16 protein-coding genes are annotated in these 17,515 nt (G+C 41.4%); 3 read left to right on the top strand and 13 right to left on the bottom strand.

What is annotated here, in order from left to right; all coding sequences use genetic code 11:
* Window positions 1-29: 29 nt before the first annotated feature.
* Window positions 30-431, top strand: a complete 402-nt coding sequence (locus SJ2017_RS14500; RefSeq protein ID WP_080916202.1) for a hypothetical protein — start codon at window positions 30-32, stop codon at window positions 429-431.
* 53 nt (window positions 432-484) lie between these two features.
* On the opposite strand, the gene SJ2017_RS14495 is transcribed toward SJ2017_RS14500, so the two are convergent.
* The 4 genes from SJ2017_RS14495 to SJ2017_RS14480 all read right to left on the bottom strand — a co-directional run bounded on the left by SJ2017_RS14495 (window position 485) and on the right by SJ2017_RS14480 (window position 5,398).
* Window positions 485-1,777, bottom strand: coding sequence for a mechanosensitive ion channel family protein (locus tag SJ2017_RS14495; RefSeq protein ID WP_080916201.1), 1,293 nt, complete (start codon window positions 1,775-1,777; stop codon window positions 485-487).
* Window positions 1,778-2,075: 298 nt separating this feature from the next.
* On the bottom strand, window positions 2,076-3,377 hold the full coding sequence (locus SJ2017_RS14490) for a hypothetical protein (protein WP_080916200.1): 1,302 nt from the start codon (window positions 3,375-3,377) through the stop codon (window positions 2,076-2,078).
* Between the two features lie 293 nt (window positions 3,378-3,670).
* Window positions 3,671-4,219: a BUD32 family EKC/KEOPS complex subunit gene (locus SJ2017_RS14485; protein WP_156003301.1), complete on the bottom strand. Its 549-nt coding sequence runs from the start codon at window positions 4,217-4,219 to the stop codon at window positions 3,671-3,673.
* A gap of 399 nt (window positions 4,220-4,618) precedes the next feature.
* Entirely contained in the window at window positions 4,619-5,398 is a 780-nt protein-coding gene (locus SJ2017_RS14480; protein ID WP_080916198.1) for a sulfite exporter TauE/SafE family protein, read from the bottom strand.
* A gap of 335 nt (window positions 5,399-5,733) precedes the next feature.
* Here SJ2017_RS14480 and azu point away from each other — a divergent pair, with 335 nt between their 5' ends.
* On the top strand, window positions 5,734-6,180 hold the full coding sequence (gene azu, locus SJ2017_RS14475; RefSeq protein ID WP_420820587.1) for an azurin: 447 nt from the start codon (window positions 5,734-5,736) through the stop codon (window positions 6,178-6,180).
* Between the two features lie 362 nt (window positions 6,181-6,542).
* The gene (locus SJ2017_RS14470) at window positions 6,543-6,974 is read left to right on the top strand and encodes a hypothetical protein (RefSeq protein ID WP_080916197.1); all 432 of its coding nucleotides are present in this window, start codon (window positions 6,543-6,545) and stop codon (window positions 6,972-6,974) included.
* 322 nt (window positions 6,975-7,296) lie between these two features.
* Here SJ2017_RS14470 and SJ2017_RS14465 read toward each other — a convergent pair whose 3' ends face one another.
* From SJ2017_RS14465 to SJ2017_RS14425, 9 genes are all read right to left on the bottom strand, one after another.
* The gene (locus SJ2017_RS14465; RefSeq protein ID WP_080916196.1) at window positions 7,297-8,157 is read right to left on the bottom strand and encodes a hypothetical protein; all 861 of its coding nucleotides are present in this window, start codon (window positions 8,155-8,157) and stop codon (window positions 7,297-7,299) included.
* Window positions 8,158-8,541: 384 nt separating this feature from the next.
* Window positions 8,542-9,198, bottom strand: a complete 657-nt coding sequence (locus tag SJ2017_RS14460; protein WP_080916195.1) for a 3-oxoacid CoA-transferase subunit B — start codon at window positions 9,196-9,198, stop codon at window positions 8,542-8,544.
* 11 nt (window positions 9,199-9,209) lie between these two features.
* Window positions 9,210-9,926: a CoA transferase subunit A gene (locus tag SJ2017_RS14455; protein ID WP_055026069.1), complete on the bottom strand. Its 717-nt coding sequence runs from the start codon at window positions 9,924-9,926 to the stop codon at window positions 9,210-9,212.
* Window positions 9,927-9,985: 59 nt separating this feature from the next.
* On the bottom strand, window positions 9,986-10,879 hold the full coding sequence (locus SJ2017_RS14450; RefSeq protein ID WP_080916194.1) for a hydroxymethylglutaryl-CoA lyase: 894 nt from the start codon (window positions 10,877-10,879) through the stop codon (window positions 9,986-9,988).
* A gap of 10 nt (window positions 10,880-10,889) precedes the next feature.
* Entirely contained in the window at window positions 10,890-12,917 is a 2,028-nt protein-coding gene (locus SJ2017_RS14445) for an acetyl/propionyl/methylcrotonyl-CoA carboxylase subunit alpha (protein ID WP_080916193.1), read from the bottom strand.
* Window positions 12,917-13,786 carry an enoyl-CoA hydratase-related protein gene (locus SJ2017_RS14440; protein ID WP_080916192.1) on the bottom strand — a complete coding sequence of 290 codons (870 nt, stop codon included), beginning with the start codon at window positions 13,784-13,786 and terminating at the stop codon, window positions 12,917-12,919. Before SJ2017_RS14440 ends, SJ2017_RS14445 begins: the two co-directional genes overlap by 1 nt.
* A 26-nt stretch (window positions 13,787-13,812) precedes the next feature.
* On the bottom strand, window positions 13,813-15,420 hold the full coding sequence (locus SJ2017_RS14435) for a carboxyl transferase domain-containing protein (RefSeq protein WP_065108480.1): 1,608 nt from the start codon (window positions 15,418-15,420) through the stop codon (window positions 13,813-13,815).
* 165 nt (window positions 15,421-15,585) lie between these two features.
* The gene (locus tag SJ2017_RS14430) at window positions 15,586-16,755 is read right to left on the bottom strand and encodes an isovaleryl-CoA dehydrogenase (RefSeq protein WP_055026074.1); all 1,170 of its coding nucleotides are present in this window, start codon (window positions 16,753-16,755) and stop codon (window positions 15,586-15,588) included.
* A gap of 209 nt (window positions 16,756-16,964) precedes the next feature.
* Window positions 16,965-17,357, bottom strand: coding sequence for a MerR family transcriptional regulator (locus tag SJ2017_RS14425; protein ID WP_055026075.1), 393 nt, complete (start codon window positions 17,355-17,357; stop codon window positions 16,965-16,967).
* Window positions 17,358-17,515 lie beyond the last annotated feature (158 nt).

Here is a 17,515-nt window from a genome sequence, read left to right as displayed (position 1 = left end):
TCGCCTTTTATTTTCTAACAAGGTCCATCATGAAGTTTGTCACCGTCTTTGTTTCAATCATACTTTCTCTGCTTATCATTTTTACACCTAAGGCCAATGCCGCGCCTGAAGTCGGTTTAATGGTAGGTAGCGACTCAGGCATTAATGTAAAAATGAATGAGTATAAGTTTGGGGTGGGTTTTGATGACTTTTCATTTACCTTAGATAAAACATTTAATTTTAAGGACCACCCACATTTTTATTGGGGCGTGGGCGGCAAGATTGCTGATAAAAAAAATGATGATATTAAATTGGGCGCAAGAGCGGTATTTGGTGCGCACACTAAAGTAGAGCGGTTTACTTTTTTCATAGAAGCGCAGCCTACATTGTACCTAATTGATGATGTCAAAGTAGAATTAGAGGCTATTGGTGGCGTTAGGTATCATTTTTAGCAGTTTGTTAGATAAGGAGGGAAGCAACATCTATGCTTCCCTATAAGTTAATTTTATTGGTACGTGTCTTCTTTTAATACGTTTATTGGGACTTTAACGGGTGACAAATTAAATTCTTTCATTATTGAATAAAAATGGTCAAAAATATCCGCTTGTACTTGTTCAAACTCTCTAAGCACAGTCGTATTTACAAAGCAGTAAACTTCAAGTGGTATACCAAAATTGTTAGTTTCTAACTGTTTAATTATTAATGTTAAATCAGCTCTTATGTTGCCATGGCTTTCTATGTAGCGAGCCATATACTCCCTAAAGCAGCCTAAATTGGTAAGCTTACGGTGATTAACACATGATATATCCGATGAAAGCGCATCATTATACTCATTGAGTTGTGCCATTTTTTTTTCAAGATAAGGGCGGATAAGCTCTATTTGAATTAAGGATGAAAATTGCTGCTCTTCTATAAAGTTGATGGTCTCAATATCAATATATAAACAACGCTTAATTCTTCTCGCGCCTATTTGCTCAACGCCATACCAATTAACAAAAGGTTCATTCATCAATGTCTGTGACGGCACCATGGATATCGTATTATCCCAGTTTTGTACTTTTACTGTTGTTAAAGTGACCTCTTGTACAATGCCGTTAATTTTATATTTATCTAACTGGATCCATTGTCCGATTGTGACCATATCATTTGCTGCCAACTGAATACCGGCCACAAAACCCAGTAAAGTTTCTTTAAAAATGAAAATCAGCATGCCAGCAAGGACACCAATACCCGAAAGTAAATAAATAGGCGTTCTATTCATGAATACAGACGTAACCATTAATATTGCAAGAGCAATAGAGAACAATTTTACAAATTGAGCGATACCATGGAGCGGAAATTTTTGCCCAATTGGGTGGGTTAATGACACAAGTAATAAGGTATCTACAACAGCAAATATGGCAATGAGGATGAATAAACCGCCAAGGGCTCCCAAAATATTATTAATGAGTTCTGCCGTAAAACCGACTTTACCAATTAGGAGTTCGATGGAGGTAATAATGATATAAAAAGGAATGATAAGGGCGATTTTAGTCGGTACTTTTTTACGGGAAACAGTCAGTCTTATTTTAGTATTCTGGTTTTTATACAACTTGGTTATTAAGAGCTTTACAAAATGTTTAACAAAAAAGAAGAAGAACAAGGACAGTAAAATTGTGGCAATGAGTAAACTGAAATCGGAAGCAAGATCGTGACTATTGAACGTAATATCAAAGTAACTCAATATCTCTATCAGAAAATGACCAATGTGTTCGCGAATAGGCTCGGGTAGCTCAGGCTCAACATTATTTATAGCCATAATTTTCCTTATCGATTGTCCTTGCTTCCTAACAGTATATAAACAAACAATAATTAGGCAAAAAAATCAAATCTATTAGTCTCTTCTTGAGTAATAAGTTATTACATGCGTGTTTGTTACGGCTATATTTTTTGCTAACTCACTTGAGGGGAGTGTTGATGTGTCGTTATTGATTAAGTCGTAATGATAAAGCCTTAATTACGGTGGGATAATAAAACTCAGCAGATTCAAGCATGGCGTGTATTGCGCATTCTTAAAGGTGTAGATTGAACCTACTGAGTTAGCTTGTGTACATTGTTTATTGACGCAGGAATAACATCTGAGTATCAACGTCGCCATCACCATCCTCGTCGATATATAAAAGCAACGTATTGCCTTGTGCCGACATTGATAGGGAAGGCCCATCTTCACCGACAAAATCAGTTAACCCAGTGTCTCCATTACTATCAAACGTTTGGGTTACTGTGACCATATTGCTTTCACTATCGATACTGTAGGTTCCCCATTCCATGCCAGACTCTTCGGCCTCACCATCTAGGTCTATTTCTGCATGAATGTATGTTCCATCATCGTTAAATAACAACATCAACAAGTCATTTTCATCACCGGGTTGATCATCGGTTGCTTTTACTAACCAGGTGCCGACAACACCCTCGCTGCCTTGCTTATCAAAATTAAGTGTTTCATCAATTGAGTCATTGGCATCTTCGTCGATTGAAAGGACTAATTGTTCTTCCATAACTTCGGCAAATAATAAAGGTGCACCATCTACGTCAGTAAAATCAGTTAAGCCTGTATCGCCATTTTCATCAAATGTTTGACTGGCAATAACACGGTTGGTTTCGCTGTCACGGCTGTACATTCCCCATTCCATTCCTGACTCTTCCTCTTCATCCTCTGAGTCAACTTCAAAATGCGCATAGGTGCCATCGTTAAAGAATACTAACGTGAGTAAATCATTATCGTCATCTGGATAATGCCAAGTGCCTGTGATACCAACCTGAACGCCATTCGCCGCAACTTGTTCGGTTAAGTGGTCGACAGCATCGTCTGCATCAACTAAGTCTGTTACAGCGGTATCTTGACCGCCATTTTCAATAGTGGTTTTAACCGCAGGATCATCGGCAAATTCATCTGTGCTTAAATTAAAATCAACCGGTTCAGCTGTTGCGATAGCGGTATCGGTAATGGTAATCCCATTGGAAGTATCGCCATCTTGGTCAAGCGTTTGTAGCAACCTTGCGATGTTTACTACTTGATTGTCATCAACACTTTCAGATGCCGCAATATTAAAAGGGGTGACAACTCCTGATGCTGGTGTTGCAGGGAAGGTTAGGTCGCCGATAAAGAAAGTGACAGTTTCACCTTCAAGGTAATTATAATTACCTTCTTCATCAGTGACTCCAGATTGAGTTTCTGTTCGATATCCAATACCAATAACGGCACTATCGATAAAGATACCTTGGGTTGGTGTGGGAGCGGGATCTTCAACCTCTGGTTGCGGTATTTCAGCTTCTGGTGCTGGCTCTTCTGAATCATCACTACTACCACAACCCAGCAATAGACCTGAGATAAGTAGCGCTATTAATTTCTTAGACATTTTTCTCTCCTTAGAAGTTTGTCAAATCACTGCTTTATGTCAATAGATGACAATCTTTAAGCCTAATATAAAATGCAAAACTTGCACGATTAAACCCACTGAATTAATAGGTGATATTTAATGTTGAATATAATAACGAATTTGATCTAATTTACTGATTTTGCTATATGTTGTGAGTTTTGCAGGTTGATTAATCTTGATTAAAAACAACCACTATCAACCAATAGACTGATTTGCACTGAAAGCAGTTAAAGCATGACAATCGCCGGCTGTTTCTAGTAAAGCACGCTGTACTAGCGTTTGAAGAAGTGTCGAATTCGAGTTACAGCATTGAGTTTTTGGCTTTGCTTATTCGTAAGTAGGTCAGGCTGGAATTGAGCAATTAATCGATATAAATGGTAGTGAGTGACTTTTTTGGCCACATACCAATCAAGGCGGATGATTGAGCCGCGTAAAGTAGAGCGTTCGAAGTCTACTAAGCCTAATTTATTCTGATTATCAACAATGATATCTCTTATGGGTAATGCGTGACGGGCAACACCTGCATCGAGCATTTTATTGACTAATTTAATCAAATCTTTCAAGTTATCACGGGTTAGATAGGCTGGCGTTTTACCCGAAATTTTTGACATCACCAGTGTTTTGTTTCTGTCATCACAGTCGATTAAATTGGGGACTCCATTAATATTTTGAAGTCTAACTAATGATTCTTTTTCGATGTTATAACGACTAATGTATTTACGGTAAGGTTTAAAGTGCTTCTCTACTGAGTCTTTACCAATCGTGAGGTACATTTTTTCAGTATCGTAAATTCCATTTACTATATATGTCTGGGTTTTCATTGGGTTTATTGCTTGTTACAGAATTATTTCGTTTTATTTTAGTTTAAGCCTCTTCGGTATGGGACTTTTGGCTGAAGCTTAGTAGTGAGTTTTACTTTGCTTAAACCCTGAATTGTTACTTCGGTAACAAAGCGGTGACCTGCCAGAAACGATAACCTTATATCTGTAATTAACACCGCTTTGTTGTTAAGAATGAAACTGGAATAGGAGTCACTCACTACATGTATCTCATCTTTTGAGAGGATGACAATAAGTGGAGTAAGAGAAATACACCGTAATGATGCAGCTTATTACAATAACAAGCTGCACCTAGTTTTTTGGGGAAGGTATAAATATGTGGTGTAAAACAAATACACCGAACTGTTAAAGCTCATTACAAAAACAAGCTGCATCTAGTTTTTACAGAGGGTTAGAATATGTGGAGTAAAAGAAATAAACCGTAATGGCGCAACTCATCACAATCACAAACTGCCTCATGCGTACTTGGGATACCTTGTTAGCAATATGGGCTGACATATAACCGCCAATCAAAGTACCAACCAGTACCGTAACCCCCTCGAACCAAGCAATTGCATCATTGTAGATAAATAAAATAATAGCGATTAAGGAAACCGATGAAGAAATGACTAGCTTAATGCCATTCATCGCATTGATATTAGTGTGCCCAGCTAATGCCAAATAGCTTAAACCGATAATGCCTAACCCCGCATTGAAAAAACCGCCGTATATACAGACAGCTAGTAGCACTAAAAATAACATTACCGCGCCCAATTGAGAGGCATACTTATGTTGATTCGATAAACGACTGAAAAAGGCATTGATTTTAGAGCCAAAAATAAACAGTAAGGTTGCAAATAATAGTAACCAAGGAATCGCTTGTTGGAACACGGTCTCTGGAGAAATGAGTAATAGCCATGCGCCGAAAGCACCACCAAATAAACTGGTGATGATAATGGTTTTAATCTCTTTTTTATGAGCAAGCAGCTCTCGTCTAAATGCAAATGCACCACTGAGATATCCAGCAAAGGACGAAAAAGTATTGGTTGCATTAGCCATAATCGGTGGCACGCCAACAAATATTAATGCAGGGAAAGTGATAAAACTACCGCCGCCAGCTAGCGAGTTTAAAACGCCGCCAAAAAAACCAGCAAGTAACAGTAATAAAATATCAAACGTCATGAAATTAGCCTAACAATGGCAATAGGGCAGAGCCTATTTGGGAAGATTAACCCCCTATCTTACATGCAAAGCGGTAATTAAAGATTAAATTACAGCGCTCTTTTGCCACATAATCGATATTTTTTATATACGCAGACATATGAAGTAAGCATCCTAGAAGAGTAGAATACGCAAACTCTTTTGATTTCTCCTAAAGGGTTATTCGCTAAGTGCTAATCAATATTTAACTTATTTACAATTGATAATCATTCTCATTTGCTGTGAATTGTTTTAGTATGCTTTCGTTTTTAATAACAATGCATTCTATAACGTCACAAGGAAATGATATGACCAACATGATTAAAGCTACTGCTGCACTAGGCGTAATGTTAATGAGCCTAAACGTTAACGCAAGTGAGTGCGAACTAACAATTACGGCCAATGATGCGATGCAATTTGATAAGAAAAGTTTATCAGTGCCAGCGACCTGTAAAGAAGTGACCTTAAACTTACATCATTCAGGCAGTTTACCTAAATCAGCAATGGGCCATAACTGGGTACTAAGCACTGCTGACAATGTTCAAGCTATTGCGAATGACGGCATGACCGCAGGTGTTGATAACAGCTATATAAAAGCGGGTGATGAAAGAGTGTTAGCCCATACTGACGTTATTGGCGGCGGTGGCTCAACATCAATAACGTTTAATATTGAGGGGTTAGATAGCAAAGCCGCTTACCGATTCTTTTGTTCATTTCCTGGTCACTGGGCGATTATGCAAGGCAGCTTTGTGATAGAAGCCTAATATTTTTTAATTTGACTCTAGCTGGGATGCTAAGAGTGACCATGGCTTAACTGAGGCTATGTCGGCGTCGATAGGCAGGATGCCTTAATGTCATGTGGTGCATGGATGCACGAGAATGACCAGCCTCCATCACGCAAATGAACTTAACGAATTCAGACACTTCTAACGGAGATCATTTAACCGGTAGGTTCATTTGGTGTTGGAAAGAGACTTAATCATCACTTAATCAGGCCTTACTTAATCATCCACTTATTCCTTTTATAATCCAAAAGGATGAAATTAGCTTTGTGGAGAAAGATATTTATTATGAAGATTGAGATTTAACTATACTTTTTCGTTCAAACTATTTGGAGGGTAACTTAATGGCTATCGTGATGGGGTTAATTATCTTTTTTATATTTACCTACGGTTATGGAGCTTTAATACGTTTTGTATTTAGTGGAAAAACTATGGAAATATTCAAAGTAGATAATTTTGGTAGTTCAAGTTATGACTTCAAGAAGCATGGTAAAGCGCCTTTTAGCTTCAGTGCAGCTTTTTGCTTATTAATCGCTTTTATTGTCTTCTGTTTACACGTGTATCTATTTTGGGTTAAGGGGATTTGGTTTGGAATGATAGCTCAGGAAACTAAGGGTATTTTACCAAATCAAGATGGATATTTATTCATGTTTTTAGGTGCTGCAGTAATGTATATTCAAAAATTTTTTTTCGACTGGTCTGTTTATTATGATGACAAAGCATCCTTAAAATATTTAAATGAACTTGAGGCTAAAGGGGAGATAATTAAGTTTTAGTGAGATTGTAAGAGCCTTGGGCGCTACGAAATACCTTTTTAAACGAGCAATTTCATGCTAAATAAGCGAATTTGCTACCGCCTGAGATTCACCATCCATAGCTCAATCTGAGGCCATGTCGGCGTCGATAGTCAGGATGCCTGAATGTCATGTGGTGCATGGATGCACGAGAATGACCAGCCTCCATCATGCAAATGAGCTTAACGCATTCAGACACTTCCAACGGAAGATGTTTAATTGGCAGCGGGTAACTGGAATCTTCTGAGTTAGATAACTTTGACTCCACTTATTATTTCAAGAAGAAAAATGACTTAGTAAAGCTTTATTGGGGATCATTATATTGAAATTCTCGAACTCTAAAGGATTTGCCATATATGTATTCTAAAAACTCTTCAATAGTGCTTTCAAATTCTTCTCTATCATAGGTTTTCTCGCAAAAGGAGGCTTTTATTAGTAATAAATACTCATGCTCATAACCTTTAAACTCATAAATGTAGCTTTGATAGTTACCTTCTTTAAATTCATTATACTGTAGTTTGAATAGGGTTCTCTTTTCAGCAAACTCCCAACTGAAAATAACTCCCATAGGGATTGGTGCTAATCTGAATGGATCTTCTTCATTAGATTTATTTCCAAGGTTTTCGATTTTGACATCTCTAATCTCTATATTGTGAGCTTGTCTTTCTCTAGTATCATTACTTAACATTAAAAGTTCAGCAACTTCAATTGCTTGTTTAACATCTCTTAGTGGAGGAATTAAGTATTCATGTTCAGCATCATTTCTGTGTGCCCAGATATCGGAAATTAATATTGAAGGTGCGATACCAAGAGATGCAATTAGTTGTGTTTTAGAGTTTCCACCTTCTTCTAAAACAGGGCTTTTTTTTATGAATTCAGTTACATTTTTATTTTTTACAGAAATATTTAAAGATTTTAGATTTTGTTCAATGAGGAGGTCTATTGATTTTTTTGCATTAGTAATTCCATTTGAACGAGCATGAGCATCTTTACCTTTTAGATCTTTTTTACCCCAACGTAATAACTCCTTCGGTGTTACTTCATCAAGCGGATATGAGAATATGCTTTCACCAGATATATTGGTTCTAATTATTAGTTCATTGTTTATTAGAGCTGCAGTTTGAAAAATATCTCGTATATTTTCCACAAAGATGGGGAGTGCCAATTTTAGTGCTCCATAATTTAAAAATTTATTAAGTTATAGTAACTTGGTAAATGTGAACTAGGAACTAATCTATATCAAAAACTTGATATGGAGTAATCTAGATAATAATTACTATTGAAGTTCAGAGACACAACAATCTCCATTGAATTGGCTTAATAGTCATAGGAAAATACTTCTTTGGAGCGGCAAGGGATGTCGAGAAGGGAAATGCTGTTGTTTCCCTTTCGTCTGGTGTGGGCGAAGCGCCACGACTTTGATCTTGCTGTTATCTTTGTGGCTTTAAGCAATCTCATAAAACTTCAGAATCACCAACAAAAAAGCGAACCTCAAATGAAGCTCGCTTTTGATTTTTTATCCAAAGTTAAATTGAATCAAACATTCAATTTAAAACACCATTTCTGGTACATGCTCTGGCACGACCAACTTACCTGCAGTTTTAGAAGCAATCTCTTCAACGCTCACCCCTGGTGCTCGCTCTAACAAGTGAAATGCGCCGTCTTTGATTTCCATAAAGGCCAAGTCTGTCATGACACGTTTGATGCAGCCGTAGCCTGTTAATGGCAGCTCACATAGAGGCAGTAGCTTTGAGTTACCTTTTTTATCAGCGTGCATCATGGTGACGATAATATTGTCAGCGCCAGCCACTAAATCCATTGCGCCGCCCATGCCTTTAATTAATTTTCCTGGGATCATCCATGATGCAATTGAACCATTAACATCCACTTCAAATGCACCTAGTACGGTTAAATCCACATGACCGCCGCGGATCATGGCAAAGCTTTCTGCTGATGAGAAAAAAGATGCGCCATCAACAGCGGTGACCGTTTGTTTACCTGCATTAATTAAATCAGCATCAATGGTGTCTTCGGTTGGGAACTCGCCCATACCCAGCAAGCCATTTTCAGATTGAAGCATGACGCTCATGCCGTCTGGAATGTAATTAGCGACTAATGTTGGAATACCGATACCTAAGTTAACGTAAAAGCCGTCTTGCATTTCTTGTGCTACACGTTGAGCAAGTTGTTCTCTTGATAAAGCCATGTTCTTGCTCCTTATTTTGCAGCCGTGTCAGTTGGTTTGACAGTACGTTGTTCGATGCGTTTTTCAAAGCTTGCTTGTATGACGCGGTCAACATAAATACCTGGGGTATGAATGTGGTTTGGATCTAATTCACCCGGTTGGACAATCTCTTCTGCTTCAACGACCGTAATCTTGCCCGCAGTTGCCATCATAGGGTTAAAGTTCGCTGCCGTTTTACGAAAGATCAGATTGCCCATCGTGTCAGCTTTCCATGCACGAACAAGGGCAAAGTCAGAGGTCAGTGAATCTTCAAGCACATAATGTCGGCCTTTTATTTCACGGGTTTCTTTGCCTTCAGCAATAGGAGTTCCGTATCCAGTTGCGGTAAAGAACGCAGGAATTCCAGCGCCGCCAGCACGGATTTTTTCAGCCAATGTGCCTTGTGGAGTCAAGATAACGTTTAACTCACCCGATAACATTTGCTGCTCAAACGTGGCGTTTTCGCCCACATACGAGGCAATCATGGTGGCGATTTGACGTTCTTTAAGCAGAAGGCCTAAGCCGAAATCATCAACACCAGCGTTGTTTGAGATGGCGGTTAATCCTGTTACACCCATTTTTACCATGTGGTTAATTAACCCTTCTGGAATACCACAAAGGCCAAAGCCACCGACCATGATGGTCATGTCATTGGTGAGTCCGTTTAAGGCTTCTTCGTAGCTATGAACGACTTTATTGAGTCCTGCCATCATCTTGTCCTTTTCTATCTTGCGTTAAGTGCAAATTATTGGGGCCAGAATAACCTTGGTTATTCACTGCAAATTGCTTGAGCAACTTTTGAGCCCGTTAGTCGGCCTAAAGCGGCGCTAATTTGTTGGCCAGCTTTAGCTAATTTGTGTAAGTCGATACCGGTTTCAATCCCCATACCATGAAGCATGTATACAACATCTTCTGTCGCTAAATTGCCTGATGCACCTTTAGCGTATGGGCAACCACCTAGGCCGGCCACAGATGAGTCAATCACACTGATGCCCGTGTCTAAACAAGCTTGTATATTGGCAAGCGCTTGGCCATAGGTGTCATGGAAGTGTAGCGCCAGTTTTTCAACAGGCACTAACTTAGCCACGGCTTCAACCATCTTACGGGCTTTAATGGGGGTGCCAACACCAATGGTGTCGCCAAGTGAAATCTCGTAACAACCCATTTTGTAAAGTATTTCAGACACGCGAGCGACTTCATCAATCTCAATGTCACCTTCGTAAGGACAGCCAAGGACACATGAGACATAACCTCGTACTGGAATGTTACGGGCTTTAGCCATTGCCATGACTGGCTCAAAGCGTGCAATAGACTCTTCAATAGAGCAGTTTATATTGCGCTGACTGAAAGTTTCTGATGCTGCGCCAAAAATAGCGACTTCATCTGCTCCAGCGTCAAGCGCAAGTTCCAGCCCCTTTAAGTTAGGGGTTAAAGCGGAGTAAACAACATCTGGCTTGCGGGTTAATTGCTTAAAAATATCACCCGAGTCGGCCATTTGTGGCACCCATTTAGGGGAAACAAAGCTACCCGCTTCAATTCGCGTTACACCTACATCAGCTAACTGGTCGATGAGCGTTAACTTGTCTTGCGTGCTGACGGGAAGCTCATTTTGTAATCCGTCACGGGCTCCAACTTCAAAAATACTGACTTTATGCGGCAACATTATTTACGCCTTATGCTTGTTCGGCGTCAGCCGTTGGTTCGACATTTAAAAGCTGAACACCGTCGGTGACGAGCTCGCCGCTTTGAAAATAAAACTCACTCACTACACCATCAAAAGGGGCTTCGATGGTGTATTCCATTTTCATGGCTTCCATGACTAGAAGCCCTTGCCCTTCAACGACGGTTTCACCGACTTCAACCAAGTGTGTTACCACAGTGCCATTCATCGGGGCTTTTAGTTTTTCTGCGCTATCAACTGTTTCTTCGGCTTCTTGGGCGAGAACCGCTTTAAAGTGATAACTACCAGAAGGTAAAAATAGCGTGAACTCATCGCCTTCATGGCTAACTGGTACTTTACTTTTATGACCGTTAATTTCAGCCAGTAAGACCTCATCTTTGATGCTGCCAGCCAGTTTAAGGGCTTGACCATTTAAACCAAGGTGCAGCGAGTCTCCTAAATCAGTTATCACTAGGTTTTGCAGTTCGTGTTCGCCATCTGCGCCTGTGACATGCAGCAATGCAACATGATGCACATTGGCACTGTTGAGCCTAAAGCCGCTGACTTGACCCCAAGGCGAGTAAGGATCATCGCTATTGGTGGCATTGATTTTTGCAGCGTGTTGACGGGCCAATACCTGGTAAAGACCGGCTAATGCCAGTGCATTTTCAGTTTCATCGGTGACATCGCCAATTAAGCTATTTGAGTAACGCTCAATAAAGTCGGTGCAAAAGTCGGCTTCTGCAAAGGCTTTATGTTCGGCAATATTGGCTAAAAATTCGATATTGTGTTTCAGACCGCTGATTTGGTACGAGCTTAATGCGTGGGTTAAACGCTGCAATGCGCGAGGGCGAGATTCGTCCCATACAATCAGTTTTGAAATCATCGGATCGTAAAAGTTACTGATGGTATCGTTTTCACGAATACCCGAATCAATGCGTACATGACGGTTTTGATCAGGCTCACGTAGGAAGTTTAATTTACCAGCAGCTGGTAAAAACTCATTACGGGGATCTTCGGCGTAAATACGCACTTCAAAAGCATGTCCGTGAACCCGCACCTCATCTTGAGACAAAGGTAATTCGCTGCCACTTGCTACCATCAATTGCCATTTGACTAAATCTTGCCCTGTGACCATTTCTGTCACTGGATGCTCAACTTGCAGGCGGGTGTTCATTTCCATGAAGTAAAAACTGTCATCGGTATCAAGTAAGAACTCAACCGTACCAGCGCCAACATAATCAATAGCTTTTGCTGCTGCGACTGCCGCTTCACCCATTTGTTTGCGTAAACTATCACTTAGGCCTGGTGCTGGTGCTTCTTCGACCACTTTTTGATGGCGACGCTGAATTGAACAGTCACGATCGGATAAGTAAATCGTGTTGCCAAAAGTGTCAGCAAAGACTTGCACTTCAACGTGACGAGGTTGGCGAAGGTAGCGCTCCATCAATAGTTTGTCATTGCCAAATGATGATGCTGCTTCACGACGTGCTGAGTTAATGGCTTCAAGCACGTCGGCCTGGCTTTCAACAATGCGCATCCCTTTACCACCACCGCCATAAGCGGCTTTAATGAGCATTGGGTAGCCAACATTTTTTGCTTCATCAAGTAATGTCGCATCGCTTTGGTCATCGCCATGATAACCAGGCACTAATGGTACATTGGCCGCCCCCATAATGATTTTAGCGGCACTTTTGCTGCCCATGGCATCAATTGCATCGCTACCTGGACCGACAAATGCAACGCCATTTTGTTCACAGTTGCGAGCAAATTCTGCATTTTCTGATAAAAAGCCATAACCAGGATGAATGGCTTCAGCGCCTGATTTTTTAGCAATATCAATAATTAAATCAGCTTTTAGATATGAGTCAGCAGGGGCACTGCCACCGATGTGAAATGACTCATCAGTCATGGCAACGTGACGGGCATTGGCATCAGCGTCAGAGTATAAAGCGACTGTGCGTATGCCCATATCTCTGGCGGTGTTAATAATGCGACACGCAATTTCACCGCGATTAGCAATTAATAATTTGGTAAACATTACTGAACTCCTTGTGCAGCAGTCTTGGTGCTTGCTTGGGGGCTTTTATCGTTATTATTTTTGCTGGCAGTTGTCCAAGCAGCAGGGCGTTTTTCAAAGAAGGCGTTAAGACCTTCTTGACCTTCATCAGAGACCCGAATACGGGCGATTTGCTCACTGGTGTAGGTAAGAGTGTCGTCGTTAATTACACCATCTTCGAGGTGAGATACTAAGGTTTTAACCCATGCCATGCCTTGGGGGCTATTCGCGTTAAAAGCATCGATAAAGGGTTTTGCAGCGGCATCTAAATCATCATTAATTTCGTGAATAACTTGATGAGCTAGCGCAACGTTAGCACTAAAACGTTCAGCTGTGAGCATGTAACGTCTTGCTTGGCGGTTCCCCATTGCTCTGACGACATAAGGGCTAATTACCGCAGGGATAAGGCCGAGTTTGACTTCGCTTAAACAAAAGCTTGCACGCTCATTGGCGATGGCGATATCACAGCAGCATATAAGACCAAGTGCACCGCCAAAGGCTGCGCCATTGACTAAGGCAATGGTCGGTTTGGGAAATTTGTCTAAAACATGCATTAATTTAGCTAGCTCATGGGCGTCATCGAGATTTTGCTCGAAGTCCATTTGAGCTTGTTTGCGCATCCAATTAAGGTCTGCGCCTGCACTGAAGTTTTTCCCGTTGGCTCGTAGAATTAATTGATGGCAAGTTTCGTTATTGGCAAAAAACTCAATGGCGGTGATCATTTCATTAATCATCACTTCATCAAAGGCGTTATGCTTTTCAACACGATTAAGTATTAACTCACCAATACCTTGGTTAAGCTGACATTCGATGTGTTGAAAAGAAAGCGGTAGTGTCACTGTATCAGTCATCATGTACTCCTATTGTTAAACCGCAATTACATGCGGAATACACCAAATTTGGTATCTTCAATAGGCGCATTTAGTGCCGCCGATAAAGCTAGACCTACCACATCGCGGGTTTGCGCTGGGTCGATAATGCCGTCATCCCATAATCGTGCACTCGCATGATATGGATGTCCTTCTTTGTCGTATTGCTCAACAATGGGTTTTCTAAAGGCTTGTTCGTCTTCATCTGACCAATCTTGTCCCTTACGAGCTAAACCGTCACGACGAACGGTAGCTAAAACGCCTGCAGCTTGCTCGCCGCCCATGACGGAAATTCGGGCATTTGGCCACATCCACATCATCGTTGGCTCGAATGCACGGCCACACATGCCGTAGTTACCTGCACCATAACTGCCGCCAATAATCACGGTAAATTTTGGCACATTGGCACAAGAAACAGCTGTCACCATTTTAGCGCCGTGCTTAGCGATGCCTTCATGTTCATACTTTTTACCGACCATGAAGCCAGTGATGTTTTGCAGGAACAATAATGGGATTTTGCGCTGACAACATAGCTCAATAAAGTGAGCGCCTTTTTGTGCTGACTCTGAAAATAAAATGCCATTATTGGCGACAATACCGACAGGGTAGCCGTGAATACGGGCAAAACCACACACTAAGGTGTTACCGTAATTTGCTTTGAACTCATCAAAGTCAGAGTCATCAACGACACGAGCAATCACTTCTTTTACATCAAATGGCTTTTTAAGGTCGGTGCCAACAATGCCGTAAAGCTCGTTGATATCAAATTTAGGTGGTTTCACAGGACTTAGCTGCGCAGCAATGTCTTTTTGATGATTAAGGCGCGCAATGGATTTACGAGCAAGCTCTAATGCGTGATCGTCATTTTGCGCTAAATGATCTGCCACACCAGAAATTTTGGTGTGCACTTCAGCACCGCCAAGTTCTTCTGCTGTGACTTCTTCACCTGTAGCTGCTTTAACTAATGGTGGCCCAGCTAAGAAGATGGTGCCTTGCTCTTTGACGATAATTGATTCATCAGCCATTGCTGGAACGTATGCGCCGCCTGCGGTACATAGCCCCATAACCACTGCCACTTGCGGGATCCCTTTCGCTGACATTTGCGCTTGGTTGTAGAAAATACGGCCAAAGTGATCTCGGTCAGGGAAGACTTCATCTTGGCGCGGTAAGTTTGCCCCGCCAGAATCAACCAGATAGATACAAGGAAGATGACAGCGACTTGCAATATCTTGAGCGCGTAAATGCTTCTTCACTGTGATGGGGTAGTAGGTTCCACCTTTGACTGTTGCATCATTAGCAATAATCATACATTCAACGCCGCTAACACGACCAATACCGGCAATGACCCCAGCCGCTGGTACGGCTTCATCATACACCTCGTATGCTGCAAATTGAGAAATTTCCAGAAAAGGTGAACCTGGATCGAGTAGCTTTTCGACACGTTGGCGAGGGAGCAATTTACCTCTCGAAAGATGACGTTCAAGTGCAGCGGGCCCGCCACCTTGTTCAATCTTAGCGAGTTTGAGTTTTAGGTCGTCTACGATGGCAGCCATGTCATTATGTTTGGCTTTAAATTCATCGCTACGGGAGTTAATACGGCTGCTCAGTTGCGTCACAATGCATATCCTTATTGAATCAAGTGAGGCGTTAGCATGGCTGAGACAATGGGGGAAACTCTCAACCACGCTACGCAAAACACTTTCGATTTACCGATTAGTTACGGATGCCCGCCGTTTGAACGGCTTAGGTTATGTGCTTACGATAGCGTGTTGCTATCTTGACTATTTTGTTTCGTTAAACAGTTCACGGCCAATTAGCATGCGGCGAATTTCTGATGTGCCAGCACCGATTTCGTATAGCTTGGCATCTCGTAATAATCGTCCTGTGGCATATTCATTGATATAGCCATTGCCGCCGAGTAATTGAATCGCATCTAACGCCATTTTCGTGGCCAACTCTGCACTGTATAAGATAGCGCCAGCGGCATCTTTACGAGTGGTTTCACCGCGATCGCATGATTTCGCCACGTTATAAACGTATGATTTTGCTGCATTCATACCGGTGTACATATCAGCAATTTTGCCCTGGATAAGCTGAAATTCACCGATTGATTTACCAAACTGTTCACGCTCGTGAATGTAGGGCACAACAATGTCCATGCACGCATTCATGATGCCTAATGGGCCACCAGATAATACGACACGTTCATAATCTAAGCCGCTCATTAATACTTTTACGCCATTGTTTAGGCCGCCTAGAATGTTTTCTTCTGGGACTTCACAATCTTCAAAAACAAGCTCACAGGTGTTTGAGCCACGCATTCCGAGTTTGTCTAGCTTTTGAGCGGTGCTGAAACCTTTAAAGGTTTTTTCAACGATAAAAGCGGTAATGCCGTGAGGGCCTTTATCGATATCGGTTTTAGCGTAAATCACTAAAGTGTCGGCATCAGGACCGTTAGTGATCCACATTTTGTTGCCATTTAGAATGTAGCGGTCGCCTTCTTTACGAGCATGAAGCTTCATCGATACCACATCGGAACCCGCATTAGGTTCGCTCATGGCTAAGGCACCAATGTGCTCACCACTAACCAGCTTAGGCAGGTACTTGGCTTTTTGAGCAGCATTACCGTTACGGTTAATTTGGTTAACGCAAAGGTTTGAGTGTGCGCCATAACTAAGGCCAATTGAAGCTGATGCGCGGGAGATTTCTTCCATGGCTACAACATGAGCAAGGTAGCCCATATTAGCGCCGCCGAACTCTTCTGGTACGGTCACGCCTAGTAGTCCCATTTCGCCTAATACTGGCCACATATGGTTAGGGAATGTATTGTCTTGATCGACCTGCGCAGCAATCGGTGCGATTTCATTTGTTGCGAAATCATTGATGGCGTCGCGAAGCATATCCACGTCTTCGCCCAGGCCGAAATTAAGGCTTGTGTAGAGTGATGTCATTGTCTTGTGTCCTGTTGAATATTAGGTACTTTTACCGTGAAACTATGTTGTTTCTTAGGCTTATAATTTTTATGTTGAGCTTTGTATTGGTTAAGCATCAGTTCTTAGTGACTAATTGCTTGGTTTAACGTTATATCGAGTCGATGAGTGCGACGTTTTGAGCTTAGTTGTTAATTGTGATGCTTTGAGGGGGGGCTCCCCCCAATTATTTAATCTTGTTCTAGCGCTGCTCGGCATTGCTGCTCTGCAGAATTAAGCTCCATGAGTACGACTTTGATGTCATCCATTTGCTGCTGCAGCGAAGCTTTCTTTTCTTCTACTAAGTCGAGCATGGTATGTAATTGTGACGTACTGCTTTTATCCGCATCATACAGTTCGAATAACCGACGGGTTTCAGCTAACGAAAAGCCTAATCGCTTACCACGCAAAATCAGTTTTAGACGAACTCTGTCTTTTAAGCTGTAAATACGGGTTTGCCCACGGCGTTTAGGTTTAATAAGCCCTTGGTCTTCGTAAAAACGAATACTCCGAGTCGTGATATCAAATTCTTTTGATAAATCACTAATTGAATAGGTTGATTGTGGGTTTATGTTCGCGCTCATCATCTCACCAAAAATACGTCTTTTGATGCAAGATATATGAAGTTTACGTAAAGGTAAAGTTTGTCGCCAGTTTGTGACGTGCTTTCGCTTGATGAAGTTGTAAATTGAGCTTGCCAATACTGAGAAAATCTCAGTTTCGGTGAGGTGAAAAGGCTTGT

This window comes from Shewanella japonica (assembly GCF_002075795.1).
Lineage (GTDB): Bacteria > Pseudomonadota > Gammaproteobacteria > Enterobacterales > Shewanellaceae > Shewanella > Shewanella japonica.
The sequence above is the reverse complement of the archived record's forward strand: the minus strand, read 5'-3'. Positions and strand labels throughout refer to the sequence as shown.

Coding starts and splice junctions, on each gene's coding strand:
- SJ2017_RS14500 (WP_080916202.1), top strand. CDS start 30: ATGAAGTTTGTCACCGTCTTTGTTTCAATCATACTTTCTCTGCTTATC.
- SJ2017_RS14495 (WP_080916201.1), bottom strand. CDS start 1,777: ATGGCTATAAATAATGTTGAGCCTGAGCTACCCGAGCCTATTCGCGAA.
- SJ2017_RS14490 (WP_080916200.1), bottom strand. CDS start 3,377: ATGTCTAAGAAATTAATAGCGCTACTTATCTCAGGTCTATTGCTGGGT.
- SJ2017_RS14485 (WP_156003301.1), bottom strand. CDS start 4,219: ATGAAAACCCAGACATATATAGTAAATGGAATTTACGATACTGAAAAA.
- SJ2017_RS14480 (WP_080916198.1), bottom strand. CDS start 5,398: ATGACGTTTGATATTTTATTACTGTTACTTGCTGGTTTTTTTGGCGGC.
- azu (WP_420820587.1), top strand. CDS start 5,734: ATGATTAAAGCTACTGCTGCACTAGGCGTAATGTTAATGAGCCTAAAC.
- SJ2017_RS14470 (WP_080916197.1), top strand. CDS start 6,543: ATGGCTATCGTGATGGGGTTAATTATCTTTTTTATATTTACCTACGGT.
- SJ2017_RS14460 (WP_080916195.1), bottom strand. CDS start 9,198: ATGGCTTTATCAAGAGAACAACTTGCTCAACGTGTAGCACAAGAAATG.
- SJ2017_RS14455 (WP_055026069.1), bottom strand. CDS start 9,926: ATGGCAGGACTCAATAAAGTCGTTCATAGCTACGAAGAAGCCTTAAAC.
- SJ2017_RS14450 (WP_080916194.1), bottom strand. CDS start 10,879: ATGTTGCCGCATAAAGTCAGTATTTTTGAAGTTGGAGCCCGTGACGGA.
- SJ2017_RS14445 (WP_080916193.1), bottom strand. CDS start 12,917: ATGTTTACCAAATTATTAATTGCTAATCGCGGTGAAATTGCGTGTCGC.
- SJ2017_RS14440 (WP_080916192.1), bottom strand. CDS start 13,786: ATGACTGATACAGTGACACTACCGCTTTCTTTTCAACACATCGAATGT.
- SJ2017_RS14430 (WP_055026074.1), bottom strand. CDS start 16,755: ATGACATCACTCTACACAAGCCTTAATTTCGGCCTGGGCGAAGACGTG.
- SJ2017_RS14425 (WP_055026075.1), bottom strand. CDS start 17,357: ATGAGCGCGAACATAAACCCACAATCAACCTATTCAATTAGTGATTTA.